Origin of the sequence: Allobosea sp. BH3 (assembly GCF_025499465.1) — a bacterium.
In the GTDB taxonomy this organism is placed as follows: Bacteria; Pseudomonadota; Alphaproteobacteria; order Rhizobiales; family Beijerinckiaceae; genus Allobosea.
Window position 1 is genome coordinate 749,782 of sequence record NZ_JAIMCA010000004.1, and the last position, 26,596, is coordinate 776,377.

Annotated in this window: 19 protein-coding genes; 11 read left to right on the forward strand and 8 right to left on the reverse strand. The window is 62.8% G+C overall.

Translation table 11 applies throughout. From position 1 onward, the window contains the following. The first annotated feature begins 49 nt into the window (after nt 1-49). The 11 genes from BoBH3_RS16415 to BoBH3_RS16465 all read left to right on the forward strand — a co-directional run bounded on the left by BoBH3_RS16415 (nt 50) and on the right by BoBH3_RS16465 (nt 17,204). Nucleotides 50-1,351, forward strand: a complete 1,302-nt coding sequence (locus BoBH3_RS16415) for an MATE family efflux transporter (protein WP_262331882.1) — start codon at nt 50-52, stop codon at nt 1,349-1,351. 119 nt (nt 1,352-1,470) lie between these two features. Beyond that, nucleotides 1,471-2,385, forward strand: a complete 915-nt coding sequence (locus BoBH3_RS16420) for a glycosyltransferase family 2 protein (protein WP_262331883.1) — start codon at nt 1,471-1,473, stop codon at nt 2,383-2,385. Between the two features lie 135 nt (nt 2,386-2,520). After that, nucleotides 2,521-4,824, forward strand: a complete 2,304-nt coding sequence (locus BoBH3_RS16425; protein ID WP_262331884.1) for a WD40/YVTN/BNR-like repeat-containing protein — start codon at nt 2,521-2,523, stop codon at nt 4,822-4,824. Between the two features lie 240 nt (nt 4,825-5,064). Next, nucleotides 5,065-5,778: a class I SAM-dependent methyltransferase gene (locus tag BoBH3_RS16430; protein ID WP_262331885.1), complete on the forward strand. Its 714-nt coding sequence runs from the start codon at nt 5,065-5,067 to the stop codon at nt 5,776-5,778. Nucleotides 5,779-5,829: 51 nt separating this feature from the next. Then, nucleotides 5,830-7,824 (forward strand): acyltransferase family protein, encoded by a 1,995-nt coding sequence (locus BoBH3_RS16435; protein WP_262331886.1) that lies wholly within the window; start codon nt 5,830-5,832, stop codon nt 7,822-7,824. Nucleotides 7,825-7,971: 147 nt separating this feature from the next. Continuing rightward, nucleotides 7,972-9,219 (forward strand): O-antigen ligase family protein, encoded by a 1,248-nt coding sequence (locus tag BoBH3_RS16440; RefSeq protein WP_262331887.1) that lies wholly within the window; start codon nt 7,972-7,974, stop codon nt 9,217-9,219. A gap of 536 nt (nt 9,220-9,755) precedes the next feature. Next, complete coding sequence (locus BoBH3_RS16445) at nt 9,756-9,938, forward strand: hypothetical protein (protein ID WP_262331888.1); 183 nt, start codon at nt 9,756-9,758, stop codon at nt 9,936-9,938. A gap of 318 nt (nt 9,939-10,256) precedes the next feature. Beyond that, nucleotides 10,257-12,182, forward strand: a complete 1,926-nt coding sequence (locus tag BoBH3_RS16450; protein ID WP_262331889.1) for an HAD-IIIA family hydrolase — start codon at nt 10,257-10,259, stop codon at nt 12,180-12,182. Beyond that, nucleotides 12,179-13,171, forward strand: a complete 993-nt coding sequence (locus tag BoBH3_RS16455; RefSeq protein WP_262331890.1) for a GHMP family kinase ATP-binding protein — start codon at nt 12,179-12,181, stop codon at nt 13,169-13,171. Before BoBH3_RS16450 ends, BoBH3_RS16455 begins: the two co-directional genes overlap by 4 nt. Nucleotides 13,172-13,244: 73 nt before the next feature. Next, entirely contained in the window at nt 13,245-14,342 is a 1,098-nt protein-coding gene (locus BoBH3_RS16460) for an acyltransferase family protein (protein WP_262331891.1), read from the forward strand. Between the two features lie 156 nt (nt 14,343-14,498). Then, nucleotides 14,499-17,204 carry a GH12 family glycosyl hydrolase domain-containing protein gene (locus BoBH3_RS16465; protein ID WP_262331892.1) on the forward strand — a complete coding sequence of 902 codons (2,706 nt, stop codon included), beginning with the start codon at nt 14,499-14,501 and terminating at the stop codon, nt 17,202-17,204. 46 nt (nt 17,205-17,250) lie between these two features. On the opposite strand, the gene rfbA is transcribed toward BoBH3_RS16465, so the two are convergent. The 8 genes from rfbA to BoBH3_RS16505 form a co-directional block, all read right to left on the reverse strand. Continuing rightward, entirely contained in the window at nt 17,251-18,132 is an 882-nt protein-coding gene (gene rfbA / locus BoBH3_RS16470) for a glucose-1-phosphate thymidylyltransferase RfbA (protein WP_262331893.1), read from the reverse strand. Continuing rightward, nucleotides 18,129-19,034: a dTDP-4-dehydrorhamnose reductase gene (gene rfbD / locus BoBH3_RS16475; protein WP_262331894.1), complete on the reverse strand. Its 906-nt coding sequence runs from the start codon at nt 19,032-19,034 to the stop codon at nt 18,129-18,131. Before rfbD ends, rfbA begins: the two co-directional genes overlap by 4 nt. Beyond that, nucleotides 19,031-19,591 carry a dTDP-4-dehydrorhamnose 3,5-epimerase gene (gene rfbC / locus BoBH3_RS16480; protein WP_262331895.1) on the reverse strand — a complete coding sequence of 187 codons (561 nt, stop codon included), beginning with the start codon at nt 19,589-19,591 and terminating at the stop codon, nt 19,031-19,033. Before rfbC ends, rfbD begins: the two co-directional genes overlap by 4 nt. Nucleotides 19,592-19,614: 23 nt before the next feature. Then, on the reverse strand, nt 19,615-20,721 hold the full coding sequence (rfbB, locus tag BoBH3_RS16485; protein WP_262331896.1) for a dTDP-glucose 4,6-dehydratase: 1,107 nt from the start codon (nt 20,719-20,721) through the stop codon (nt 19,615-19,617). Between the two features lie 117 nt (nt 20,722-20,838). Then, on the reverse strand, nt 20,839-22,188 hold the full coding sequence (locus tag BoBH3_RS16490) for an undecaprenyl-phosphate glucose phosphotransferase (protein ID WP_262331897.1): 1,350 nt from the start codon (nt 22,186-22,188) through the stop codon (nt 20,839-20,841). Between the two features lie 312 nt (nt 22,189-22,500). Further along, the gene (gene fcl, locus BoBH3_RS16495) at nt 22,501-23,448 is read right to left on the reverse strand and encodes a GDP-L-fucose synthase (protein ID WP_262331898.1); all 948 of its coding nucleotides are present in this window, start codon (nt 23,446-23,448) and stop codon (nt 22,501-22,503) included. Continuing rightward, nucleotides 23,438-24,514, reverse strand: a complete 1,077-nt coding sequence (gene gmd, locus BoBH3_RS16500) for a GDP-mannose 4,6-dehydratase (protein ID WP_262331899.1) — start codon at nt 24,512-24,514, stop codon at nt 23,438-23,440. The genes fcl and gmd overlap by 11 nt, the downstream gene beginning before the upstream one ends. A 493-nt stretch (nt 24,515-25,007) precedes the next feature. Beyond that, nucleotides 25,008-26,354: a UDP-glucose dehydrogenase family protein gene (locus tag BoBH3_RS16505; RefSeq protein WP_262331900.1), complete on the reverse strand. Its 1,347-nt coding sequence runs from the start codon at nt 26,352-26,354 to the stop codon at nt 25,008-25,010. Between the last annotated feature and the right edge of the window lie 242 nt (nt 26,355-26,596).

A 26,596-nucleotide genomic window follows, 5' to 3' on the forward strand; every position in this document is an offset into this window, starting at 1 on the left:
AACGGCCGGTCGAGAGGCATGCCGTTTGCACCCGCACAACGGGGACCAGATGTCGAAGACAAGTGTTGAACAGGGATCGCTGGCAGCCAGGCTTCGCGCCGCCGCGCAGGCCATATTGCGCTACGGCATGGCTGCGATAGGGCCCATCGCAGTCGCCGGCTCGCAGTTTCTGCTTTCTCTGCAATTACTTCGCTATCTCAGCCCCGACGATTTCGGGGCCTTCTCGTTTCTGCTGATCGCGTCCCAGTTTCTCACAGGAATATCGAACGCGCTGCTCTGCGCGCCCCTGTCCGTCGTCGCCTCCAACAGCAATGCGTCCGAGCGTGATGCGCTGCTTCGCAGCGTTTTTGCCGTCAACGCCTGCCTGACCGCCGCCACACTCGCTCTTTTTGGCCTTGCCGGTGGCGCCCTGGGATCCACCGCCCTGGGCACGGCCCTCTTCGCCGTCTATGCGGCGCTGGCGATGATGCGCTGGTTTGCACGCGCGGACGCCTATGCGGCAGGCATGCCATGGCGAACCATTGCCTCCGATCTCGCCTACAGCGCCACGCTCCTGATCGGCATCGCGCTTCTGACGATTCTCGGCAGCCGCACCGTCGATCCGCCCTATGCCGTATTGCTGGCAAGCTCCGCCGTTGGAATGCTGCCCTTCGGCCGTCGCTATTTCTCGAACCAGATGAGAGCGTTCGGGCGTGCGCAGCTTCGCGCCTACGGCACGATCTGGCGCCGCTATTCGAGCTGGTCGCTGACAGGCGTCGTGACCACCGAAATGACCGGCAACGCGCATGCCTACATCGTCACGCTGCTCAGCGGCTCGACAGCCTTCGCGACCGTGGCGGCGAGCGCGCTGCTGATACGCCCGATGACCGTCGTCATGAACGCGCTCACGGAATTCGAGCGCCCGCGCATGGCCCGCGAACTCGATGCCGGCCGCCTTCCCGCGGTGTTGCGCTCGCTTGTCTCCTTTCGGCTGGTCCTGATTGCCGGCTGGATCGTGAGCGGCCTCGCCGCGGCCGCCGTGCTCCTGCTCAACCCCGGTCTCCTGTTTCCGGGAAGCTACGATCTGAACGCGCTGATGACCGGTTGCGCGCTCTGGATTGTCATCGCCGGCATCCGGCTGATGCGGACGCCGGAAAGCGCCGTTCTGCAGGCCGCGGGAATGTTCCGGCCGCTTGCCTATGCCAGCATCATCTCCTGCGGCGTGTCGGTAGCCGCGGTCGCCGGGATATTGCTGCTCGCAGGCCCGATCTGGTCGATCGCTGGCATTCTGCTCGGCGAGGCGGTTTTCGCAGGCTGGATCTGGCGGCAGGCCTTGCGCTGGCGCCGCAATGCCTTGGCGGCGAGGGATTGATTGCAACGATGGAGCGATCAACCCCTGCTCATCTCATGTCCAAGCATGGTGCGGAGGATCCGGTTGACCTGCGTCGAGCCATCGCAATTTCTCGCTTCTTTTAACCCCGGATTCCACCGATGGCACCTAGCGTAAGCGTAGTCATACCCACATTCGGACGACCGCAACTGTTGACCCGCGCCATCGAGAGCGTGTTGCGCCAGACGGTACAGGATATCGAGGTCATCGTCGTGATCGACGGCATCGACGACGCCACGATTTCTGCCATCGAAGCGCTCGGAGATCCTCGCGTCAGAACGATATTGCATGACAGCAAGCAGGGAGCCGGCAAAAGCCGTGATGACGGCGCGAATTCGAGTCGAGGCAGATGGGTGGCCTTTTTGGACGACGATGATGAATGGTTGCCAGAAAAATTGGCGAGGCAACTCGCTATAGCCCGGCCCGACACAATTATCGCCTGCCGGACACGCGTGGTGACTCCTCAGGGAGACTTCGTTCGGCCGAACAACGCCTATGATGGGAGCATTCCATTCGACGAATGGATGTTCGACCGCCACACATGGTTCAAAGAAAACGATGGCTTTTTGCAGACTTCCTCGCTACTAATCCCGCGCGAATTGATAGTAGATCTCAAATTTAAAACCGCAAAACACGAAGAATGGGAACTTATAATCAGGGCAACAAAAGAATATAATTACAAATTGGCTATATCATCAGGGGTAGATGTTATATATTACGCTGGTAGCACATTCGGATCGCTCAGCAAAAGTTACACATGGCCCAGCTCCGTCGCATGGGCGGATGAACTCGGCAATCTGATGACCCCCCGCGCCTATGCCGGCTTCTGCCTTGTCACCGCCGCCCGTATGGCTGCAGATGCGCGTGACTTCTCAGCAATCGGAAAACTACTGTCTGCGGCGAGAAAGCGCGGCAAGCCAACGTTCAAACAGCTTTTTGCGTTCGGGCTGATATGGCTCTTTCCGACACCGATCCGGCTCCGGATACGGAATGCCCTTAGGCTCGGCTCAGCCTAGAAAATGAAGCGTCCCGATGAGGCCGGTGAGGATCTAGCCCTGCCTGCGTGTCTGATTTCTGCAATGCAAATCGGTGCCGACACAAGCTGGCCTTGCCGTCTTGTCCGCGGCTTCGCCAGGCTAAAGCTTTGCCTTTTGTTATTCGTTCTCGCCGCCACGACGATGCATGCCTCGGCGGAAACGAGGAATCCTGCGCCCGCCTCGACCTACCTCTGGAAACGGGTCGCGGTCGGCGGCGGAGGCTTCATCACCGGCTATGACAGCGATGCCCGAGGGCTTACGCGGGTCGTGCGGGCCGATGTCCACGGCGCCTATCTCTGGGATGAGGCACAGAACCGCTGGGTGCAGTTGGTGACGGCGGCGAACATGCCCGCCGAATTCCGGATTCAGCGCGGTATGGACGCCGGGGCGTACGAGGTCGTCGTCGCCCCATCGAGGCCCGAGCGCATCTATCTCGCGATCAAGGGCCATGTCCTTCGCTCCGATGATCGCGGCCAGAGCTTCGTCAACACGACCGCCAAGCCGCCCTTCCCCCTCGCATTCGACGCCAACAGCGAGTTCCGCAACTACGGCCCGTTCATGGCAATCTCGCCCGACGACCCGGATCTGGTTCTGTTCGGCAGCCCGCGAGACGGACTCTGGCGTTCGGGCGATGGCGGAGGGCAGTGGGAGCCGGTCCAGACCGTTCCGGCCGCGCAGGATCTGCGCCCAGATCAGCCGGGGCATCAGAGCCCCGGCATCGTGCTGTGGTTCGAGCGCCGCGACGGCCGCGCGACCGGCCGCATCTGGGCGATGTCAGCAGGCCATGGTCTCTTCGTGTCGGCGGATGGCGGCCGAAGCTTCGCGCCGCTGCCGGTACAGGACGAGCCGCGCCCGCTGACCCTTACCCAGGGCGATTTTGCCCGCGACGGCAGTTTCTTCGGCGTCGATTGGGAAACGCGTCGTGCTTGGCGTTACCGCACCGGAGCCTGGACGGAACTCTCCGAAAAGGGCGGGTTACCTGCCACGCCTTTCGCCGCCGTAGCCGTCGACCCCGCTTCCGATCAGGTCTTCATCTTCGACCAGGGCGGGCGCACCTACCGATCCGGAAACGGCGGCGAGAGCTGGCTCAGGCTGTACCGCTCGGCCCGCCTCGAAGACGGCGAGCCGCCATGGCTGGAGGCGATCAGCAACACCTCCTATTTTGCGATGGGCAGGGTGCGTTTCGATCCCGTCGTCCCCAGCCGTCTCTGGGTCGGCGCGGGCGCGGGCGTCTTCTACGCGGATACGAGCACGTTCCTGCCCCGGATCCAGTGGACGAGCCGGACACGCGGCATCGAGGAACTCGTCGCCACCGACATCGCGCAGGCGCCGGGCCGGGCCCCCCTCTTCGCTTTCCTCGACTTTGGCATCCATCGCAAGGAGGATCTGGACGTCTTCTCCACCGCCTATGGGCCGAAGCCGCGCTTCATCGCCGCCCAGCAATTGGCGCTCAGCGACGGGAAGCCTGATTTCGTCGCGACCAATGCGTCCGACACCCGCATGTTCTGCTGTTCGGAGGACGGCGATTCAGTGCTCGCCGGCTACAGTGACGATGCCGGCAGGAACTGGCTGAAGTTCCGCTCCCTGCCGACCCCGCCGGGAACCGATCCGAAGGATCCCTGGCGCATGTCCTTCGGGTCGATCGCCGCCTCAGCCGGTAATCCCGACAACATCGTCTGGGAACCTGCCTTCAACCGCTCTCCCTTCTACACGCTGGACAGAGGCCGAAGCTGGTCACGCGTCGTCCTGCCCGGCGAGAAGCTGCCGACGACGGGCTCCCATTCCGGGCAATGGCTGCCGCGCAAGACGCTGGCTGCCGACCGCGTCCGGCCGGGCGTCTTCTACCTCGCCCATAGCGGCGGACCGGGCAATGCGCAGCTTGCCGGCCTTTGGCGCACCCGCGACGGCGGGGCCAGCTGGCAGAATGCCCACAAGGGCGAAATCATGCCCTTCAGCCAGCATGCCGCCAAGCTGCGGGCCGTTCCAGGCCAGGAGGGTCATCTATTCTTCACCTCCGCACTGGCGGGAGGCCCGGATGCGCGCCTGCGGCGAAGCATCGACGGCGGGGCGACATGGACGCGGGTCACCGAGGTGGACAGGGTCGACGACATCGCCTTCGGAAAGGCCGCGCCCGGCGCGTCCTATCCGACGCTGTTCGTCTCCGGCCGGGTGAGTGGCCGTTACGGGATCTGGCGCTCGACGGACGAGGCTCGCTCCTGGCTCCAGATCGCCGAATTTCCGATCGGGTCGCTCGATACCGTCCAGGTCATGGGCGCGGATCCCGACCGCTTCGGCCGTGTCTATCTGGGTTACATGGGCTCCGCCTTCATCTACGGAGAACCCGCCCCCTGTCCGGCCGCGCCTTACAAATTTCCGCAGCAATCCGAATGTTACACACCGCGGGACCAGGCGCGGTAAACATAATGGCATTCTCGAATTGTGCTCCGATCTCTAGGTCATTAGGAACAATTTGATACATCAGCCAACGGGGTTCCTGATATGCAGGCCGTCGAGACAGCGCAGTCTTCGTCTTCCCAGGCTCGTCAGACGCCTGAGTTTGCGGACAATACAGATTTTCGACTGTTTTATGACGAAACCCTGACCCGGCCGACGCCTTACCACGGCGACAACGACTATTTCATCAAGGCGCGGGACCGCATGGACCGGACCTTTGCCCTGATCCGCGACAAGGCGGCCGGCGGTGCCGTCCTCGACATCGGCGCCTCCCCCTTCTACCTGCTCGACCGCGCCTTGCAGGCCGGCGCCACGCGCTGCGACGGGATCTACTTCGCCAACGATACGCATCCCATGCGCTCGATCCCGCAGATCTACTCGCGCTCCGGCAAGATCAATCTCGTTCACTCCAATATCGAAACCGAAGACCTGCCTTACGAGGCCGACAGCTTCGACGTCGTTGCCGCCTGCGAGGTGCTGGAGCATCTCGAGAATTTCCCGGCCCGCTTTGCGCGCGAGGTTCGCCGGGTGCTGAAGCCCGGCGGCCTTCTCTGCGTCACAGTGCCGAACGTGTCATCGATCGGGAACATCCTGAAACTGATGATGCAGCGCAACATCTACTATAAGTACAGGTCCGATCCCTCGGGGCGCCACAGGCACGAGTATACCAGCCGGCAGCTTCAGGCGCTTTTCCGCTATATCGGCCTCGACCTCGTCAAGGCAGGCTATTTCCCGTCCCCGACATCGCATCTGACCTGGCTTCGCCCGGCCTATCGCGCAATCGCGGTGACGCCGGTCATCCGCAACTATTCGCCCGTGCTGTTCGCCGTCGGCCGCATGCCCGATCGCAAGCCCGACGCGGCATTCGGCCCCCCGCCCCCGGAACTCTACACCGAAGATCTCTCCATTGAGGATTGAAGGCGCAGGACAAGCCGGGATGTTTCGCGCGAGCACGGTCTTCGACATCTGATGGATCAACTGGTCAAACCGGCCGGGCGGAATGCCGCCGAACGCGGCCCCGCAGCTGCGCATGACGTGCAGGAGCGCTGGCGCGCCGATATCGACGGCCTGAGGGCGATCGCGGTCGTATCCGTGGTCGTCTTCCACGTCGCCCAATCGTTTCTGCCGGGCGGCTATGTCGGCGTCGACATCTTCTTCGTCATCTCGGGCTATCTGATCAGCCGCAATATCGTTCGCAAGCTGGAGGACGGCTCCTTCAAGCTGTTGACGTTCTACGAGCATCGGATCCGGCGCATTTTCCCTGCCTACGCCGCAGTCCTGCTCGCGGTGCTGATCCTCGTCCTGATCCATGATCTGCCGCCGGACGCGCATGCCTTCGGCAAGGCGCTGATGGCCGCGATCCTGTCCGTCACCAACATCTATTTCTGGTTCACTACGGATTATTTCGCCCAGCCGTCGGAAGAGCTTCCGCTGCTGCATACCTGGTCGCTTTCGGTCGAGGAGCAGTTCTACCTGCTCTTCCCGACCCTGGCCCTCCTCGCCTGGTGGGCCGGGCGACGCTGGTTTCGTTCCGGCGTCATGGCTGTCTTCGCCATTTCGCTGGCAGCCAGTGCTTACGGCGCCTTCGCCTACCCCACGGCGACATTCTACCTGCTTCCGACGCGCGCATGGGAGCTGCTGTTGGGAACGCTGCTGGCGATGCGCCTCGTGCCGCCGCTGCGGTCGGATGCAAGCCGGAATCTGGCGGCCGGCGCCGGCCTCGTGCTGCTCGGGGCGCCGATGATCCTGCTGACAGCCTATTCGCCGTTCCCGGGCCTTGCAGCCGTGCCGCCCTGCCTCGGCGCGGCGCTCATCCTCCATGCCGGCGAATCCGGCACGAGCCGGGTTGCGAGGCTGTTGTCGACCCGTCCTTTCGTGTTCGTGGGCTTGATCTCCTATTCCCTCTACCTCTGGCATTGGCCCGTGCTGGCCCTGCACCGCATCGGAACGCTGCCTCTCCCAACCGACTCCAAGATGATCGAGCGAGGCCTGATACTGGTCCTGTCATTCGTCCTGGGGACGGCATCCTGGTGGTTCATCGAGAGGCCGACGCGAAACCGGAAGCTGGTCCCGACGCCGATGCTCCTGGCGGGATCAGGCGTCGTCGCGCTCGGCCTTACCGCGGCCAGCGCAGTGCTCATCTTCACAGGGGGCCTGCCATCGCGCTTCAAGCCGGAAGCGACCGCAATCGCGCAATACCTCTCCTATGACCAGACCGCGCAGTTCAGGGAGGGACGCTGCTTCCTGACCCTGAACCAGCCCTTCGCCGCCTTCGACCGCGCCGCTTGCCTGCCCGACGAACCCGGACGCCCAAACCATGTCATCATGGGCGACAGCCACGCCGCCGCTCTCGCATCCGGGCTGCGGGAGGCGCTGCCCGATGCCAATCTGCTTCAGGTGTCGGGCGTGGCCTGCCCTCCCCTGCTGCCGCAACAGCCTCCGATCGGCCGCTCCTGTCCGGAACTGCTGGACCTCGTCACGGAGGAATTGCCGAAGACCCGTTCGATCGACACCGTCTGGCTGACGGCGCGCTGGAACGCGAGCCGGCTGGATACGATCGCGGGCTGGTCGGACTGGCTCCAGCGCATGAAGCAGGTGGCCGAGCGGCTCGAGGCGCGCGGCGTGAAGGCGGTCGTGCTCGGCCCGAGTCACGAGTTCCGATCGGCCCTGCCACGCCTTCTCGCGGAAGGGCTGGAGCGCGGCGACCCCGACCATGCTCAGAAAGCCCTGCTGCCGGCCGTCTTCGAGCTCGACGACATGATGTCGCGCTATGCACAGGCGAATGGCATCCGCTATGTCTCGATGGTCAAGCTGCTCTGCGAGGGGCGACGCTGCCTCGAATACGCAGCCCCGGGCGTGCCGATTTTCTTTGACAGCAATCACTTTACCGCTGCAGGAGCAAAACTCGCTGCGGAACGGATTCGCGCATCCGTGGCGCAAAGCGAAACGTCACGGCGGCGTTAGGATTCGAACCGTGCCCTGTAAGCACATTCAGAGGGCTGAAGAACGCGACGGCATCCGGGCAATGCCACCGAGGGGCAGCGCTGCTTTGGACGGTTTGGCATGAAACAGACTGGGTCGTCATTCCAGGGAGCCGGCTTGGCTCGGACGATGTCGGACACCCGGTTGGTTTCGATCGCCTTCTTCCTTGCGTTTCTGTTCGGCGTCCTGGCACCACTCTTCACCGGAGGCGGTGAAGCCGGCGACAATATGCAGGCCGGCAGCGGCGAGGGAAACGCGCTTCGCCAGATCATCTATGTATCGCTTTTCGCAACCATTCTCTGGGGCATTCGCGCCCATGAGCAGTTGCGCCGTCTGGTCGATATCCCGCCTGAGCTGCGCATCGTCCTGCTCTACTGCTGGCTGAGCCTTGCCTGGTCGATAGCGCCCGGCGTCGCCGTGAGGCGCCTTGCCCTGACGACGCTCGTTATCCTGATCATCGGTCTGGCAGTGCGCCATCTCGGCTCTCTTCGCGCCTTGCTGGTCGCCCGCTACGTACTGCTGCTGGTCCTCGCTGCAAATTTCGTGGCGGTCATCTTCTTTCCCGCCATAGGCATTCATCAGGCCGGCACGGTAGTCGATCCCGGCCTGGCCGGCGGCTGGCGCGGCGTCTTTCCCGAAAAGAACGGGACCGGCGCGGCATGCGCAATCACCGTCATCCTCTATGTGCTCAGCCCGGAACCGATGTCGCGCAAGCTCCGGATCGGCGCTGCGCTGGCGGGACTCGTCTTTCTCTGGGGCACCGGCTCGAAGACGTCGCTCGGCGTCATGATGATCGCTTTGGCGAGCGGCTGGCTGTTTCGCCTCTACCGGCCGAGCTACTGGCCGGTCGCACTTGCCCTCCTGTTGGTCGCGATCATCCTCGCCGTGCCATTCATCGACTATTACTGGGATGACTTGCTCAGCCCGCTCCGCAGGGAGGACACCCTGACCGGCCGCGCCCAGATCTGGCCGGTTATCGGCGCCTATGTTGCCGATCACTGGTGGGTGGGCGCGGGCTACGGTTCATTCTGGAATGTCGGAGACCAGAGCCCCGTGCTGCTCTATGCGAAAGCGGAAAGCTGGGTGACGAAGATCGCTTCCGCTCATAATGGCTATCTCGATGTGGCCGCCCAGATCGGTGTTCCTGGCCTCGCTCTGATGGTTATTTGCCTGATCCTGTATCCGCTCGCCAAAATATTCAGCCAGCCTAACCTCCCACGCGGAATGGGCAGCCTGCTGTTGGCTCTCCTCCTGTTTTGCGTCGGCCACAACTTCACCGAGTCGAGCATATTGGACAGAGATAGCTTTGTTCAGCTGATTATTATTCTGACTTTGTCTCTATTATACAACTACACAGCGCGCGAGCCTCAGCAATAAATCTGATATGGTATCGGAGCTTCACTTCAGTTCCATGCTCTCCGTTACCAGCCGTTCGGCAGCATCTTCCGACGCCTGCTCCTCAGCATCGGGCCGAAATGAGAATCCGCTTTTTGCATGGAATTGTTGCTAGAACAAAGAGTGGGATCGCCCACTTCGCGCCCAATAGGACGCGCACCGATCTAACGAAAACATGGCCCGGACAGGCCCTTCTTGACGCGGAGGCCGGATTTCTCCACGCCGTCTCTGCCCAGTCAAAGCACTTCAGCCTGTTCCAGACTCCGGCGGGCACCAGACCGCCCAGAGTCCCGCTCCGCGAAACGACCGGCGAGCCCAGGCGGCAAATAATGCCGACTTGATCGGAAGAACCATTATTAGTATGGTTAATGACCTGCTTCCGGGACATCGGCATGCTCTGGCTAATTTTGACGTATATTGCGGGTTGGGCGATCTGTCTAATCGCGTTTTCCTGTGCGTCACCCATATTTTCTTACGAGCAACGGGGCGCAGCCAGAGCTTCGTCATGGCAGCATACCGTGCGCGATGCAGCCGGCCTGTTGCTCTGGCCCGTTCTCGTCGCGACGCTTCTCGTCGTGGCGGCATCGGGAGCGCGGGATCGCTTCCGGCTGCAGTTCAAGGCGGCGGATCGCTCCGAGCAAGGCGCGAACAGCAAGGCGCAAGGCCATACCCTGAGCACCGAGCGGGCGAGTCCTGTCTAAGGGCGTTGACCGGAGCGGTTCTTGCGGGCCGCTGGTCGCCGAATTGAATGCCGGAACGGTTCGATTGGCCAATTCGGCCGATACCGTTCGGCAATCAGGCGACGCGCATGCTGCCAGTGGCCGAAATCGCCCCTCTTTCCGGATGCTTTGACGCCGAGCTCGCACAGCCGAGTCATCATGTTGTTGCAATAGAGGCGTCGCATTAATCTTGACGTCACACCAATGACTTAACGGCCTAGTCAGTTCCGCACGAGCCATGTAAGACCCTGGGCAAATTCGTGTCAGAAATTACTGAAAACGAGCGGCAAGGAAGATTGGATGCAGGCGGTCATCTTGGCTGGCGGCAAAGGAACGCGACTGGCCGAGCGCCTGCAGGGTCGCCCCAAACCTTTGGTCGACGTCGACGGCATACCACTTCTTGAGCGGCAAATCCGGACGTTGAAGACGTTCGGCGTCGACGAGATCATCGTCCTCATCAATCATGCCGCCGACCAGATTGAACGCTATTGCCGCGAGCAAGCCAATTTCGGGCTCTCCCGGCTGCGTCTCATCGATGATGGCGCCCCGCGCGGCACGGCCGGCGCCGTGCTGGCCTGCCTCGATGTCCTCGCGCCCCGCTTCCTGATCGTCTACGGCGACACGCTCTTCAACATCGACATCGGCCGCTTCGTCGAGGAGCATGCCCGTTCCGGCGCCGACGCCACGCTTTTTCTGCACCCGAACGATCACCCCCACGATTCCGATCTGGTCTCGCTCGGAGACGGCGACTTCGTCAGCGCCTTTCATTCCAAGCCGCACCCGCCCGGCACCTACCTGCCGAACCTCGTCAATGCCGCGTTCTACGTGATGGAACGCTCGGCGCTCGAGCCCTGGCGCGAGGTCCAGACACCCTGCGATTTCGGCGCCGACCTGTTTCCGATGATGCTTTCGGCCGGCGCCCGGCTGAAGGGCTACAACAGCTTCGAATACATCAAGGACCTCGGCACGCCGACGCGGCTCGACAAGGCGGTCCGCCATCTGCGGACCGGCGTCGTCGCGCGTGCGACGCTGGCCAAGCCGCAGACCTGCGTCTTCCTGGACCGGGACGGGACGCTAAACGTTCTGCGCGATTACGTTCGCAAGGCCGACGATCTCGTCATGCTGCCCGGCGCCGCCGAAGCCGTGAAGCGCTTCAACGATGCCGAGCACCGCATCGCCATTGTGACCAATCAGCCCGTCATCGCGCGCGGCGAGTGCAGCTTCGAGGGCCTGCGCACCATCCACGCCAAGCTCGACATGGCGCTCTCGGAAGCCGGTGGCTTTGCCGATCGGCTCTATTTCTGCCCGCATCACCCCGATGCGGGCTTTCCCGGCGAGGTGCCGAGCCTCAAGATCAGGTGCGACTGCCGCAAGCCCGAGCCGGGCATGATCCGGCAGGCTGCCGCCGATCTCAATGCCGATCTCGACCGCTCCTGGATGGTCGGCGACAGCACCAGCGACCTCATGGCGGCCAAGCGCGCGGGCGTGAGATCGATCCTGGTGCGGACGGGTGAAGGCGGCCGGGACGGGAAATATGCCGTCGCGCCCGACTTTGTCGTCGACGACATCGCCGCCGCGGCCAGCTTCATCCTGGACGTCTATCCCAGCCTGACGCGGCAGGTTTCGGACCTCGTCTCGACCATCGCAGCGGGCGATCTGATCCTGCTCGGCGGCGCGGCGCGGGCGGGCAAATCGACCCTCTCCCGGGTCCTTGCGGACGGATTGCGCAGCCGCGGCATTGCCTGCGAGGTGCTCTCGCTGGATCGCTGGATCCACCCCGAGCCCGATCGAAAGCCTGGCGTTCTCGGGCGCTTCGACCTGGACGCCATGCAACAGGGCTTGCGGCCCTGGCTCGACGGCGCTGGCGGCAAGATCCCGCTGCCATTCTACGACCGCGTCCGCCGCCGGCGGTTGCCGGATGCCGATCTGTCGCTCGCGCTCGACACGGTGCTGATCCTAGAAGGCGTCCCGGCGCTTCTGCTCTCGCTCGACACCAAGCGCCCCGTCCACCGGGCGCATGTCGCGACGGACGAGGCAGGGCGCAAGGCGCGCGTGATTGCAGATCTCGTCCAGCGTGGGCTGGCAAGCTCTGCCGACGCCGAGACGACCTATGCGGCAAGGGCGGCGGACGAGACCGCGCTCGTCCAGCAAGCAGCACCGCGCGCGACCTTCGTCTTCGATCTCGACGCGAGTTTTTCCGATCCCGAAAGGCCTAGCCTGTCATGATCATCAGCCGTACCCCCCTCAGAATGAGCTTCGTCGGCGGGGGAAGCGATCTGCCCAGCTTCTATCGCAGGCATGGCGGCGCAGTCCTCAGCACCGCCATCGACAAATACATCTACGTCAACATCAACAAGAAGTTCGACGGCGGCATCCGGCTCGCCTACTCCAAGACGGAAGAGGTAGAGAGCGTCGGCGAGATCGAGCACAAGCTGGTCAAGGCCTGTTTCGAGATGCTGAATGTCGGCGGCGGTGTCGAGATCACGACCATCGCCGACATCCCCTCGCGCGGCACCGGGCTGGGGTCGTCGAGTTCGTTCACGGTCGGGCTGCTGAATGCGGTCAACGCCTATCTCGGCCGGCACGTCTCGGCCGAGGATCTCGGGCGGCTCTCCTGCGAGATCGAGATCGACCGCTGCGGCGAGCCGATCGGCAAGCAGGACCAGTATGCTGCTGCGTTCGGCGGATTCAACCTGATCGAATTCAAGGCCGATGACAGCGTCCTCGTGTCTCCGGTCGTGCTGCCGGCAGGTGCTCGCGAGGAGATCGAACGTCGAACGATTGTCTTCTATACCGGCATGACCCGCAGCGCGTCGGGCATCCTCAAGCAGCAATCAGAAGAAGTCGTCAGCGACAGCGCCAAGCGTGGCGCGCTGATCAGGATGGTCGAGCTCGCCTATATCATGCGCGAGGAATTGCAGCGCGGCCACCTCGACTCGTTCGGTGACATCCTGCACGACAACTGGAACCTGAAGCGGACTCTCACGGCCGGCGTCAGCACGAGCGCGATCGACGACTGGTATGAGGCAGGGCGCGCAGCCGGAGCGCTCGGCGGCAAGATCCTGGGCGCCGGCTCGGGCGGTTTCCTGATGTTCTATGCACCCGAGGAACGCCACCTGGCGATCGAGCAGGCCCTGTCCGATCTGCGGCGGGTCACCTTCCGCTTCGATCCGCTAGGCAGCCGCATCATCTTCTACAATCCGACGAGTACCTGACTGCCTGCTCACGCGAGCTGAGCGGCAGCGTGCATCGAAAAGGCGGAGAAAGCCCGACATCCGGAGAATTAATGTGAATTCAAGACAAACTATTCACATATTTGATTTACTTAGAGGAGTTGCAGCACTTTCTGTAGCTTCATTTCATTTGAATATATTTATAGAACCGTTCTGGATGAGTCACGGATATCTTGCCGTAGACCTGTTTTTTCTAATGAGCGGCTGCGTGATCGAGCTGGCCTATGCCGAGCGACTTAAGAACGGCATGTCATTCGGCGATTTCATGCGCATACGGTTCACCAGGCTATACCCTCTCTATGCGCTGGGCACCGCGATTGGCATTGGGCTTGTCTTCATTGGAATCGCAACAGGGATGTCCAAGAATTGGACTGGCTTCTATTTCGGGATTGGAATTGCCGCTGCTGCCCTATTTATACCGTTCGCAGCCCGCAGCAGCGACGATGTTGCGTTTCCATTAAACCAACCAGCTTATTCGCTTTTCTACGAAATTATTGTCAATGCGATATACGCCTTGTTGTTCAGAAGGATTACTGATTTTTTTCTAAAAGTAACAATACTGTCAGCGGCAGCTGCCATGGTGGCGGCAACCATAATTCATGGCACGATCGACATCGGATACCGGATGGAAACCATACTACCAGGGTTTCCGCGAGCCATTTTTGGATTTTTCCTTGGCGTTTACATCGCAAGAATGTACGGAAAATCAAAAATAAAAACCGGAAATATGTCATGCGCGATGATCTTGATCGTTGTGTTAATCTCATTTTGCGGGCCGATGTTATTCCAAATCGAATCTAAAATTTGGGATCTCCTATTTATTTTAATTGTGTATCCAATTGTAATTAGATTGTCGTTCTCCATAGATCTTGGAGCCCGGTTCCATGGCATTGCAGCTGCGTTAGGTCGGTCATCCTATGCAATCTACGCGATCCACGTGCCAATTTTCGCGCTGGCTGCGAATGCGTTTCAGATCTTGAAAGTCGATCAAGTGGCACTCGCGCCATATTTTGGCATCGTTTTGGTTGCTGTGGTCTTTGTGCTCAGTCTAATCATCGATCGATGGTTCGACGCACCGATTCGCCGGCGACTCAAGAACTTCTTCGACGCACGACGCACGATGGGCAGGACCGCGGGCGGAAAGCCCGCTTGAGGCCCACTAACCTCGCCAAGAAACCTAGAGTTACACGTGTTCGCCGCTCGGTGCCTCAACGAAGACGCTGCGAACAATGATATCTAAGAGTCAATTTTAGCGAACGAGTTCAAGAGTTGTTGCAGCGCACATGCTCTTCTTCCGTCAGATCGGGAGATGACTATGCGCTACGTCAACGGCAAGGGCCGGGAACTCTATCTGTCGAAATCGCCTGCGGCTTACATCAGCAATACCGGCGCCGGTGAAACCCAGACCGGATCAGCCAGAAATGAGGCCTTCAACGGATCCGGCGGGGACCTGCTGATCGGCGGGGGCGGGGACGATACCTATTTCCTGTGGGACAATCTGTCGACGATCCGCGAGCGCGCGGGTGAAGGCATCGACACCATGGATGTCCGATACTGGGGCGCGGCGACGCTCGCGGATAACGTCGAGAACCTGATCCTGTCCTCGCCGGGCGCCACCTCCGGCACCGGCAACGCGCTCGACAACATCCTGATCGCGGGCTCCGTCGGCGCCACGCTCGATGGCAAGGCCGGCGACGATGTCCTCGTCGGCGGCGCCGGAGCTGATGTCTTCAAGATTTCGGCCGGAAACGGCTCCGATGCGATCCTGAACTTCAAGCCCGGCAGCGACGCGATCGCCCTGTCCGGCTACGGCGTCGGCACCTATGAGCAGTTGCTCAAGGTCGCCCAGCAGGTCTCCTCCGATGTCGTGCTCAAATTCGCCAACGGCGAGACGCTGGCGATCCGCGATGTCCAGCTCTCGAGCCTCACGGCCTATGATTTCGGCATGAAACCGAACGTTGCGCCCGAAGCCGGGACGACGGTGCTCGTCGGCGCGGGGGCATGCAACACGCTCTATGGCTGGTATGTCCTCAACAACGTCTGGAATCCGGGCTCCCTGAAAAGCGGCACCGACTTCACGATCGACTCGTCATATCATCGGGCCGACCTCACCGAGGGCACGACCTTCAACTGGTCGTTCCCGCTGGTCACGGAAGCCTTCCCGACGATCCGCGCCTACCCCTCCGTGATCTTCGGACCGTCGCCTCATAGCGGCGGGGCGAAAGCCTCAGACGTTGGCGGCGTGTTCCCGATCCAGGTCGATGCGCTCGAGAAACTCGTCGCGACCTATGATGTCAGCATCCAGGGCAATGCCGGCGGTTTCAATGTCGCCTATGACATCTGGTTCACGAGCAAGCCGAACGGCGACGCTTCCACCATCACCACCGAGCTGATGGTCTGGCTCCACAAAGGCGACTTCAGCGCCTTCGGCCAGGTCGTCGGCACCTATGTCGACGGCGATATTTCGGCGAAGATCTACTTCAATCAAAACTCGACCGGCAATTACATCGCCGTCGTCCTCGACAATGATCGCCTCAAGGGCGAGATCGACCTGACGAAGCTGATCGGCAAATTGCAGGACATGCGCCTGATGTCGGCCAGCGAGTATCTGGCCTCGATCGAACTCGGTTCCGAGGTCGTTTCGGGCGGCGGTTCCCTCAAGATCAACAACCTCGACTTTTCGGTCGTCGAACGCGGCAATGACGGCTCTAAGATCGTCTGGCAGGTCGAAGGCTCTGGCACGACCAAGACGCTCGTGCCCGGCAACAATGGGAATGATGTTTTCCTCTACGAGCCGTCCAAGGCGCTTCTGGACGGCGGCGCCGGCAGCGATACGCTGCTGATCACCGACGAACGAAGCATCGACCTTTCGAACGCGACGAGCCAGGTCGCCGGCACGACAAAGGTCCTCAATTTCGAGCATGTCGACGCGTCCCAAGCCTCTGCCCCCGTGAGCATTCTTGGCTCCGCGGCGGCAAATACCTTGCTCGGCGGCAGCGGCGATGACTTTATCAACGGCAAGGCAGGCAGCGACCTCATCGACGGTGGCGCCGGCCGCGACCACCTCTATGGCGGTGATGGCGATGACCGCATGGTCTACGATCGCAACGATCACATCATCGACGGCGGCGCGGGGCGCGACACGCTCGTGCTGAAGCAGGGCGCCGTGGTCGATCTCGGCCGCTTCGGCGGCAGCCAGGTCGATGGCGGCGCCTATGTCACCGGCTTCGAGGCTGTCGATGCCTCCGACGCCTCCAGCGGCGTGACCGTAACGGCATCGCCCTTCGGCAATTCGATCACCGGCAGCGCCTTCGCCGACAGGCTGACCGGCGGCGCAGGCTGCGACACGATCAAGGGCGGCGCTGGTGACGACATCATCGACGGCGGTGCCGGCAGCGACAATCTCTATGGTGGCGACGGCAATGACCGCATCGTCTACGACCGGAACGATTATGTCGTCGATGGTGGCGCCGGCAATGACACGCTCGTATTCAAGGATGGAGCGACCATCGATCTCGGCCGCTTCAGCACGAGCCAGATCATCGGCGGCGCCTATGTCACTGGGTTCGAGAACGTCGACGCATCAGGCGCCTCGGCTGCCCTGAAAGCCACTGGCTCGCAGTACAACAACACGATCATCGGCAGCGCTTTCAACGACACGCTGGCCGGCGGTGGCGGCTATGACATCCTGACCGGAGGCGCCGGCCGGGACACCTTCGTCTTCGACAGCACAGCCAAGGGAGCCGGCTTCGCCACGATCACCGATTTCTCGGCACAGGATGATACGCTGGCGATCGACGGAAAGCTGCTCGGCTTGTCTTCAGGAGCGCTTGGCGCGAACGCCTTTCACAACGGCACGTCGGCCACGACACCGGATCAGAAGCTCATCTACAATGGCGCGACGGGCGAGCTGTTCTTTGACGCGGATGGTTCTGGCTCGCAATCGAACATGATCCATATCGCGACCTTGAACGGAAACCCGGCGCTCAACTCCGGCAACTTCCAGATATTCTGAGTGACCGGCCTCTGTCGGCCGGACACTCACTCTTGCCTTCTGCCTTTCAACCTGCCGATGACAGCTCGGCGGCAACGCGCAGCAGATGGCGACCATAGTCACTCTTCGCGAGTTCCTCGCCAAGCCGCGCGAGATCGGCAGGGCTGATCCAGCCCTGCCGGCAGGCCGTCTCCTCCGGGCAGGCAATGCGCAGATCCTGCCGCCCCTCCAGCGTGCGCACGAACTCGCCGGCCTGCAGCAGACTTTCCGGCGTGCCGGTATCGAGCCAGGCGAAGCCTCGCCCCATCCGCTCCACCGAGAGCTCGCCACGCTCGAGATAGGCCCGGTTCACATCGGTGATTTCGAGCTCGCCGCGCGCCGAGGGCTTGAGGCCGGCCGCGATCTCGACCACCTGCGCGTCATAGAAATAGAGACCCGTCACCGCCCAGTTTGATTTGGGCGCCCTCGGCTTCTCCTGGATCGAGAGCGCCTTGCCGGCCGCGTCGAAGGAGACCACGCCGTAGCGCTCCGCATCGTGGACCTGATAGGCGAAGACCGTGGCGCCCCGCTCGCGCCCGGCCGCGACCTGCATCATCTCGGTCAGGCTGTGGCCGTAGAACAGGTTGTCGCCGAGGATCAGCGCCGAAGGCCCCCCGCCGACGAAATCCGCGCCGATCACATAGGCCTGCGCCAGCCCGTCGGGCTGCGGCTGCTCGGCATAGGAGAGCGACAGCCCCCACTCCGCTCCGTCTCCGAACAGACGCTGGAAATGCGGCAGGTCGTGCGGCGTCGAGATCAGCAGGATCTCGCGGATGCCTGCCAGCATCAGCGTGTTCAGCGGGTAGTAGATCATCGGCTTGTCGTAGATCGGCAGAAGCTGCTTCGAGATCGCCCGCGTCATCGGGTGAAGCCGCGTGCCGGAGCCGCCGGCGAGAATGATGCCCTTCATGGCGTCTGCGTCCCCTCTTCCGCCAACAGCCTTCCGACGCACAGGCTGGTCGCTTCCCGCCATTCCGGCAAGATGACGCCATGGACGGCGGCAAGCCTGGAGCAATCCAGCCGGGAATTGGCGGGCCGGCGCGCCGGCGTCGGATAGTCCACAGTGCCGATCGGGCGGACACGCACAGGCCGGCGGCCGTGCCGCTCGGCCTCCGCGAAGATCGCCTGGGCGAAGCCCGCCCAACTCGTCTCGCCCTGCCCGACCATATGGAAGACGCCGCGCAGCGCAGCCTCCCCCGGCCGTTGCCGAAGGTTGCGCGCCACAGCGAAGATCGCGTCGGCGATGTCGAGCGCGCTGGTCGGGCAGCCGATCTGATCGGCCACCACGCCCAGCTCCTCGCGCGTCTCGCCGAGCTGCAGCATGGTGCGCAGGAAGTTCTTGCCGAAGGGACTGTAGACCCAGGCGGTGCGCAGGATCGCGTGGTCAGGCGCAGCCTCGGCGACCGCGCTCTCTCCGGCAAGCTTGCTTGCGCCATAAGCCGAGACAGGGCCGGTGGCGTCGTCCTCGCGATAGGGACGTTCGAGGGCGCCGTCGAACACGTAGTCGGTCGAGAGCTGGATGATCGGAATGCCGAGCGCCGCCGCCGCCCGCGCCGCCTCGCCAGCAGCCTCGCCGTTGACGCGCATGGCGAGGTCGGGCTCTGTCTCGGCCTGGTCCACAGCGGTATAGGCGGCCGCGTTCACGATGACGTCGGGCCTGGCTGCGCGCAAGGCCGGCGAAATCGTCTTCGGAACAGCCAGGTCAAGGCCCGGGCGACGAAGCGCGATGACCTCGACACCGAGCGGCACACGCTCCAGCATGGCGCGGACGACCTGGCCGGTCCAACCGGTAACGGCGATGCGCAGTGTCATCGGTCGAAGTAACGCAGCATCTCGGAAAGCCGCGGATGCTTGCGGTCCTTGTCCGAGAGCGTCAGCTCCGAGGCCGGCAACCGCCAGTCGATGCCGAGCGCCGGGTCGTCAAAGGCGAGGCCATGGTCGTTCTGCGGCGCATAGGGCGCGCTGACCTTGTACTGCACTTCGGTATCGGGCTCGAGCGTGACGAAGCCATGCGCGAAACCCGCAGGGATGTAGAGCTGTTTCCAGTTCACCGCCGACAGCTCGATGGCGACATGCTGGCCGAAGCTGGGCGACGAGGCGCGGATGTCGACGGCGACGTCGAGGATGCGCCCGCGCGTCACCCGCACCAGCTTGTCCTGGGCGAAGGGCGGCGACTGGAAATGCAGGCCTCGCAGCGTCCCGACCTGGGCCGACAGCGAGTGGTTGTCCTGGACGAAGTCGATATCGATGCCGGCCTTCGCGAAGCCCGCCCGGCTCCAGGTCTCCGAAAAGAAGCCGCGATGGTCGCCATGCTTCGTCGGCGTGACGATCTTCACGCCGGAAAGACCGCTATCCTCGATATTCAGCATCGCGCTCCTTTCCGCCCGGCCTGTCAGCCGGCTCCGAGGCGTTCGCCGCGATAGACCCCGGAGCGGATGTCGCCCCACCATTTCGGATGAGCGAGATACCATTCGACGGTGCGCCGAAGCCCGGTCTCGAAGGTCTCCTTCGGCGTCCAGCCGAGCTCGCGCCCGATCTTGCCGGCATCGATCGCATAGCGCGCATCGTGGCCGGGCCGGTCGGTCACATAAGTGATCAGCCGTTCATGCGGGCCAGCCGGATCGGGCCTGAGCTCGTCCAGGATGGCGCAGATCGCCTTCACCACCTCGATATTCGTCTTCTCGTTATGCCCGCCGATATTGTAGCTCTCGCCGAGCCCACCCTTCGTCGCGACGGTCAGCAGCGCCTCGGCATGGTCGTCGACATAGAGCCAGTCGCGGATGTTGAGGCCGTTGCCGTAGACCGGCAGGGGTTTCCCCTCCAGTGCGTTCAGGATGATCAGCGGAATCAGCTTCTCGGGGAAGTGATAAGGCCCGTAATTGTTCGAGCAGTTCGTCATCACGACGGGCAGGCCATAGGTGTGGTGCCAGGCCCGGACGAGATGGTCGGAGGCCGCCTTCGAGGCGGAATAGGGCGAGTTCGGCTGATAGGCGGTGTCCTCGCGGAACAAGCCCTCGGCGCCAAGCGAGCCGAAGACCTCGTCGGTCGAGATATGGTGGAAGCGGAAGGCACCCTTGCTCTCCTCCGGCAACGCCCGGAAATGGCGCAGCGCCTCCTGCAGCAGCGTAAAGGTGCCCACGACATTGGTGTCGATGAACGCAGCCGGTCCGTCGATCGAGCGGTCGACATGGCTCTCGGCCGCCAGATGCATCACGATATCCGGCGCAAAATCGGCGAAGATCGCCTGCATCCGCTCGCCATCGCAGATATCGGCCTGCTCGAAGCGGTAGCGGTTGCTGCCGGCGACAGGCTCCAGCGAGGCGAGGTTGCCGGCATAGGTCAGCTTGTCGACCACGCAAACCATATGCGGCGTCTCGTCGATCAGCCTGCGCACCACCGCCGAACCGATGAACCCGGCGCCGCCGGTAACCAGGAAACGCAACAACCTCAAACTTCCCTCATTTCCGGCAAGACGACCGTCGAGACCCAGCCACCGCATACACGCCAGCAAGCAGATAGTCACCCGCCCGAAGGCCGTCCATCGGATCGGGGCCCTTCACGAGCCGTCGCAGCCGAAGTGGTCTGAGAAGCGGCTGCTCCAAGAACCCTTTCCGCGTTAGTATGTCTGCCGGAGGTCCATCAGCGTCGTCAGCGTCCGCGCCATGATCCGCAGATCGAGCCAGAAGCTGGCGTTCTCGACATACCAGATGTCGAGCCTCACTCTTTCCGCCATGCTCTCCGTCGTCGGCGTCTCGCCGCGGCTGCCGTTAACCTGCGCCCAGCCGGTGATTCCCGGCTTGACGTGCTGGCGATAGGGATAGTCGCCGATCAACTGCTCGTAATGTTCATCGTGAGCCAGCGCATGCGGGCGCGGGCCGACGATCGACATGTCGCCGCGCAGCACGTTCCATAGCTGCGGCAATTCGTCGATGCTGAGCTTGCGGATCCAGCGGCCGACCGAGGTTACGCGGCTGTCATGCCGCAAGGCCTGCCGAACCACCTCGCCGTCCTCCATGACATGCATGCTGCGGAACTTCAGGATGCGGAACTGCCGGTTGTTGAAACCATTGCGCGTCTGCTTGAACAGGATCGGGCCAGGGCTATCGAGCCGAATCGCCAGAGCGGTCATCACCAGCAGCGGCGAGATCAGCAGGATGGCGATGCCGGCGATCGCGATGTCGAGACCCCTCTTCACCGCACGTTCGACCTGCGACATGGGCGCTCGATGCATCTCGACCGCTACGAGGCCGCCGCCGAAGCGTTCGACCGGCCGGACCGCCAGCTCGCCCAGCCCCGAGCCGAGCACCAGCTTGACCGGCAACGGCAGAATGCGCAGCGCGGCGATCACCTGCTGCGCGCGCTTGAAATCGCCATCCTCGACGGCAACGAGGACCTCTTCGATCTGCGAACCTCGCAGGCGGGTGATCAGGTCGGAGACCACTGCCGTCTCCGCTGCAGCATCGCCGGCCGGCAGCCTAACGCGCGCGGCGATTGAAAAGCCGTAAGGAACGAGGTTCTGCGCCAGCCTGCTCTCCTCGATAAAGGCGTCGTCCCCAATGACAGCGATGCGCCTTGTCGCGAATCGGCCCTTGTTCAGCGCCCGGTTCATGAAGCCATGCCAGCCGAACCGCAGAGCGGCGACCCCGAGGAAGCCCGTCATCATGAAGGTGATGGCTCCGACCCGCGAGACCAGATGCCCGCTCTTCAGCGCAAAACCGATCGCTGCCAGAAAGCAGACGACCAGGATCCAGACGGTGAAGGCGCTCGAGACCTGGCGCAGCGGTCGCAGCAGCTCGAGCGGTCGATACAAGCCCCGCCACTGCATCAACAGGACGAATAGCGAGGCGAACAGCACGCCCAGCGCCAAAGCGTCCGCCAGCAGATAGACTTCTCCACCCCGGAACAGGTTGTAACCCACGCTGCACAGCAGGCTTGTGGCGACGATGGTCAGCACATCGGCAACCATCGCTAAGGGACCCGCCAAGTCATAGCGAAACCGGACACGAAGCCCGGACCGCGCTGCACTCGCGGCGATCAAATCATTCGCCATGTTACCCAGGATCGCTACGGAATTAACGAGCTGTTTACGATGTTGCAGTGCGCAAATCAACTAGAAGCTCACCCCGGGCCGCAACCTGCCGTAGAGGAATTCGCCCGCCTCGCCCTTCTCGATCCGAGCGGGCCATTTTCGCACCTGTTCGGCCGCAGCGACGGCCAAAACGATCGGTCATTTCCGCGGCCGACCGCATTCAGCCCCAGGATCACGAGCCCGGGCGGCTCAGGCCTTGTTGGCGAGGAACCACTGATAGGTCTGGGCGATCCCGTCCCTCAGTCCGATCTTGGGAGCCCAGCCCATCGCCCTCAGCCGGTCGGCGCTCATCAGCTTGCGCGGCGTGCCGTCGGGTTTGCTGGTGTCCTTGACGATTTCACCCTTGAAACCGACCACATCGCACATCGTCTCGGCCAGTTCGAGGATCGAGACGTCCTCCCCGGAGCCAATATTGACGTGCTCATAGCCGGAATAGTGCTTTAGCACATGCACCAGCCCATCGGCGCAATCGTCTACATGCAGGAACTCGCGCCGCGGCGTGCCGGTCCCCCAGATCGTCAGAGTGCTGTCGCCCCTCAGTTTCGCCTCATGCGCCTTGCGCATCAGCGCCGGCATGACATGGCTCGACTGGAGGTCGAAATTGTCCTCCGGACCGTACAAGTTGGTCGGCATCGCCGAGATGTAGTCAGCGCCGTACTGCTTGCGGTAGGCCTGAGCCAGTTTGATGCCGGCGATCTTTGCGATCGCATACCACTCATTTGTCGGCTCCAGCGGCCCGGTCAGGAGCGAATCCTCCTGGATCGGCTGGGGCGCGAACTTCGGATAGATGCAGCTCGATCCGAGGAACAGGAGCTTGCCGACCCCGGCCTGGCGCGAAGCTTCGACGATGTTCGCCTCGATCATCAGGTTCTGATAGAGGAAATCGGCCGGATAGGTGTCGTTGGCCAGGATGCCGCCGACCTTGGCCGCAGCCACGATCACGACATCAGGCCGGCTTTCCGACAGCCAGCGCTCCGTTTCGGCCTGCCGCATCAGATCGGCCTTGTCGCGGCCCGCGATCAGTATCTCGCAATTTTCGCTCGCGAGCCGGCGCAGCAACGCTGCCCCCACCATGCCGCGATGGCCGGCGACCCAAACGCGCTTGCCGGCGAGGTCGTAGAGGGCCTCACTCGGCATTGCGGCGGCGCTCCCGCTCAACACGCTTCAGATCCTCGCGAACCATTTCCTCGCACAGTGCCTGCCACTTCGTGTCGTGCTTCCAGCCGAGCTTCTGCTCAGCCTTGCGCGGATCGCCGATCAGCAGTTCGACCTCCGTTGGCCGGAAATAGCGCGGATCGACCTCGACCAGCACCTTCCCGGTCTTCGCATCCATCCCCTTCTCCTCGACGCCCTCGCCCTTCCAGACGAGATCGATCTCGACTTGAGCGAAGGCATGGGTCACGAAATCGCGCACCAGCGTGGTCTCGCCCGTCGCAAGCACGTAGTCGTCCGGCTCATCCTGCTGCATCATCAGCCACATGCCGCGGACATATTCGCGGGCATGGCCCCAGTCGCGCTTGGCGTCCAGATTGCCGAGATAGAGCTTGTCCTGGTAGCCGAGCTTCATCGCAGCAACCGCGCGGGTGATCTTGCGTGTCACGAAGGTCTCGCCGCGCAGCGGGCTCTCATGATTGAACAGGATGCCGTTCGAGGCGTGTATCCCGTACGCCTCGCGGTAGTTCACCACGATCCAGTAGGCATAGAGCTTGGCCACTGCATAGGGACTACGCGGATAGAACGGCGTCTTCTCGCTCTGCGGCACTTCCTGAACCTTGCCGTACAGCTCGGATGTCGAGGCCTGGTAGAAGCGCGTCTTCTTGGTCAGCCCGAGCAGACGGATCGCCTCGAGCAGCCGCAATGTCCCGGTCGCGTCGGCGTTGGACGTATATTCGGGGGTCTCGAAGGAAACCTGCACATGGCTTTGGGCCGCGAGGTTGTAGACCTCGTCGGGCTGCGTCTCCTGCATGATACGGATCAGATTGGTCGAATCCGTCATGTCGCCGTAATGCAGGATGAAGCGTGGATCCTTCTCGTGCGGATCCTGGTAGAGATGCTCGATGCGGCCGGTGTTGAAGGAAGACGAGCGGCGCTTGATACCGTGCACCACATAGCCCTTGTCGAGCAGCAACTCCGAAAGGTAGGCGCCGTCCTGCCCTGTCACGCCCGTGATCAAGGCGACCTTACCAGCACCAGAACGATCCATTCCGTCCTCCAGTTGCGCCGCGTTTCACGGCGCCGGATTGCTAAACCTGCCGGGCACGCAGCCTTGCGGGCCGACGCAGCCTCACGGCGACGCACAACTCCTATATTCCGCCCGGATGTGCAATCGCCAATGGCCGCAGGTTAGGCCCGCGGATGCGAGCATCCTCATCTTTTCTGATTGATGCGACGGCGCACGCGAAGGGCGGCGCCTGGTCGCTTGAGCGGCCGGGCGGTGCAGCGTAGACGCTGCCCCGACTGAATATGTGCTGCCCGTTGCTGGTCGTGTTCGCGAAGAGCTTTCAGTCCTCGATCACCGGCGCACGATCGGCCAGTTCGAGGAAGATCGCTGCGCAGGCGAGCCAGACGACACCGATCGAAAGCATCATGATTTACTCCACGGGCACAGTCCGTGGTCTAGCCAGACACCTCTTTACACCGGGTATATCCTTGCTGGCGCCTGCCAACAGGGTTAACTGGCGATGTAATGCGGCCTTTTAAGCCGCATGTTCCTTCGTCTTGGATGCGGCCGAAACAGTACCGCGGCCGATGTCGTCGTAGTGGAAGCCCTGGGCGCGCACCTGCTCGGCCCGATAGACGTTGCGCAGGTCGACCAGCACAGGCTCCTTCATCAGGGTTTTGACCCGGCCGAGGTCGAGCGCGCGGAAGATGTTCCATTCGGTCACGATGACCGCCGCGTCGGCCCCCGTCACGCAGTCATAGGCGTCGCTGCAGTAATGCACCTCGCCCGGCAGCGCCGCCTTGGCCTGCTCCATGCCCTCCGGGTCGAAGGCCCGGATCTTGGCGCCGCCATCCAGCAAAGCGGCAACGATCGCCAGCGACGGCGCATCGCGCATGTCGTCGGTGTTGGGCTTGAAGGTCAGCCCCAGCACCGCGATGGTCTTGCCGCGCACCGCGCCGCCGCAGGCGGCCACCACCTTGCGGCCCATGGCGCGCTTGCGCTGGTCGTTCACCGCCGCGACCGTCTCGACGATGCGGGCGGGCGTGCCGTAGTCCTGCGCTGTCTTGATCAGAGCCAGCGTGTCCTTCGGGAAGCAGGAGCCGCCATAGCCCGGCCCGGCATGCAGGAACTTCCCGCCGATTCGGTTGTCGAGCCCCATGCCGCGCGCCACGTCCTGGACATTGGCGCCGACCTGCTCGCAGAGATCGGCCATCTCGTTGATGAACGTGATCTTCGTGGCCAGAAAGGCATTGGCGGCGTACTTCGTCAGCTCGGCCGTGCGCCGGCTCGTGTTCAGGATCGGCGCGCTGTTGAGGTAGAGCGGGCGGTAGACGTCCGCCATCACGGTCCTGGCGCGCTCCTCCTCGGCGCCGATCACGATCCGGTCCGGGCGCTTGAAGTCTTCGATGGCAGCGCCCTCGCGAAGGAATTCCGGGTTCGACACCACGGAGAACTCGGCATCCGGCCGGAGCTCCCTGATGATGCGCTCAACCTCGTCGCCCGTGCCGACCGGCACCGTCGATTTGGTCACGATCACCGTATAGCCCCTCAGCGCCAGCGCGATCTCCCGCGCCGCAGCATAGACATAGGACAGGTCGGCGAAGCCGTCCCCGCGCCGCGACGGCGTGCCCACAGCGATGAACACCGCGTCGGCATCGGCCACCGGCCCGCTCAGATCGGTGGTGAAGGAGAGACGACCGGCGGCAGCGTTGCTGCGCACCAGTTCCGACAGGCCGGGCTCGAAGATCGGTATCTCGCCGCGGTTCAGCGCCTCGATCTTGCTGGCCTGCTTGTCGACGCAAACGATGTCGTGGCCGAAATCCGCAAAGCACGCTCCGGACACGAGGCCGACATAGCCGGACCCAACCATTACGATCTTCATCGCCTGCTCCTGATGCGGGCCGCTTCGGGGGTCTTTCGCAGCCGCGAACTAGCATACTCCCCCTCGCCCGCCAATGACGACGGAAGGAGGGGCACTGTCGGATCGGGCCGAAAGACAGCGGGGAGTTCGAACGATGTCGAGCTTCCGACTTAACGTCAGATTAGAGGATTTGTCGCAGTTTTCGGCTGGGAAATGATCTGCCGTACTCATGAGTTGCGAGAGGTTCGCCGTCGTGACGTCTC

Excerpts from the sequence above, each read along its gene's own strand:
- BoBH3_RS16505 (WP_262331900.1), bottom strand. The coding sequence starts at position 26,354 with ATGAAGATCGTAATGGTTGGGTCCGGCTATGTCGGCCTCGTGTCCGGA.
- rfbA (WP_262331893.1), bottom strand. The coding sequence starts at position 18,132 with ATGAAGGGCATCATTCTCGCCGGCGGCTCCGGCACGCGGCTTCACCCG.
- BoBH3_RS16420 (WP_262331883.1), top strand. The coding sequence starts at position 1,471 with ATGGCACCTAGCGTAAGCGTAGTCATACCCACATTCGGACGACCGCAA.
- fcl (WP_262331898.1), bottom strand. The coding sequence starts at position 23,448 with ATGCCGAGTGAGGCCCTCTACGACCTCGCCGGCAAGCGCGTTTGGGTC.
- BoBH3_RS16465 (WP_262331892.1), top strand. The coding sequence starts at position 14,499 with ATGACTATGCGCTACGTCAACGGCAAGGGCCGGGAACTCTATCTGTCG.
- BoBH3_RS16435 (WP_262331886.1), top strand. The coding sequence starts at position 5,830 with ATGGATCAACTGGTCAAACCGGCCGGGCGGAATGCCGCCGAACGCGGC.
- rfbC (WP_262331895.1), bottom strand. The coding sequence starts at position 19,591 with ATGCTGAATATCGAGGATAGCGGTCTTTCCGGCGTGAAGATCGTCACG.
- BoBH3_RS16430 (WP_262331885.1), top strand. The coding sequence starts at position 5,065 with ATGGACCGGACCTTTGCCCTGATCCGCGACAAGGCGGCCGGCGGTGCC.
- BoBH3_RS16440 (WP_262331887.1), top strand. The coding sequence starts at position 7,972 with ATGTCGGACACCCGGTTGGTTTCGATCGCCTTCTTCCTTGCGTTTCTG.
- BoBH3_RS16455 (WP_262331890.1), top strand. The coding sequence starts at position 12,179 with ATGATCATCAGCCGTACCCCCCTCAGAATGAGCTTCGTCGGCGGGGGA.
- BoBH3_RS16450 (WP_262331889.1), top strand. The coding sequence starts at position 10,257 with ATGCAGGCGGTCATCTTGGCTGGCGGCAAAGGAACGCGACTGGCCGAG.
- rfbB (WP_262331896.1), bottom strand. The coding sequence starts at position 20,721 with ATGCGGTGGCTGGGTCTCGACGGTCGTCTTGCCGGAAATGAGGGAAGT.
- BoBH3_RS16415 (WP_262331882.1), top strand. The coding sequence starts at position 50 with ATGTCGAAGACAAGTGTTGAACAGGGATCGCTGGCAGCCAGGCTTCGC.
- gmd (WP_262331899.1), bottom strand. The coding sequence starts at position 24,514 with ATGGATCGTTCTGGTGCTGGTAAGGTCGCCTTGATCACGGGCGTGACA.
- BoBH3_RS16490 (WP_262331897.1), bottom strand. The coding sequence starts at position 22,188 with ATGGTTGCCGATGTGCTGACCATCGTCGCCACAAGCCTGCTGTGCAGC.
- rfbD (WP_262331894.1), bottom strand. The coding sequence starts at position 19,034 with ATGACACTGCGCATCGCCGTTACCGGTTGGACCGGCCAGGTCGTCCGC.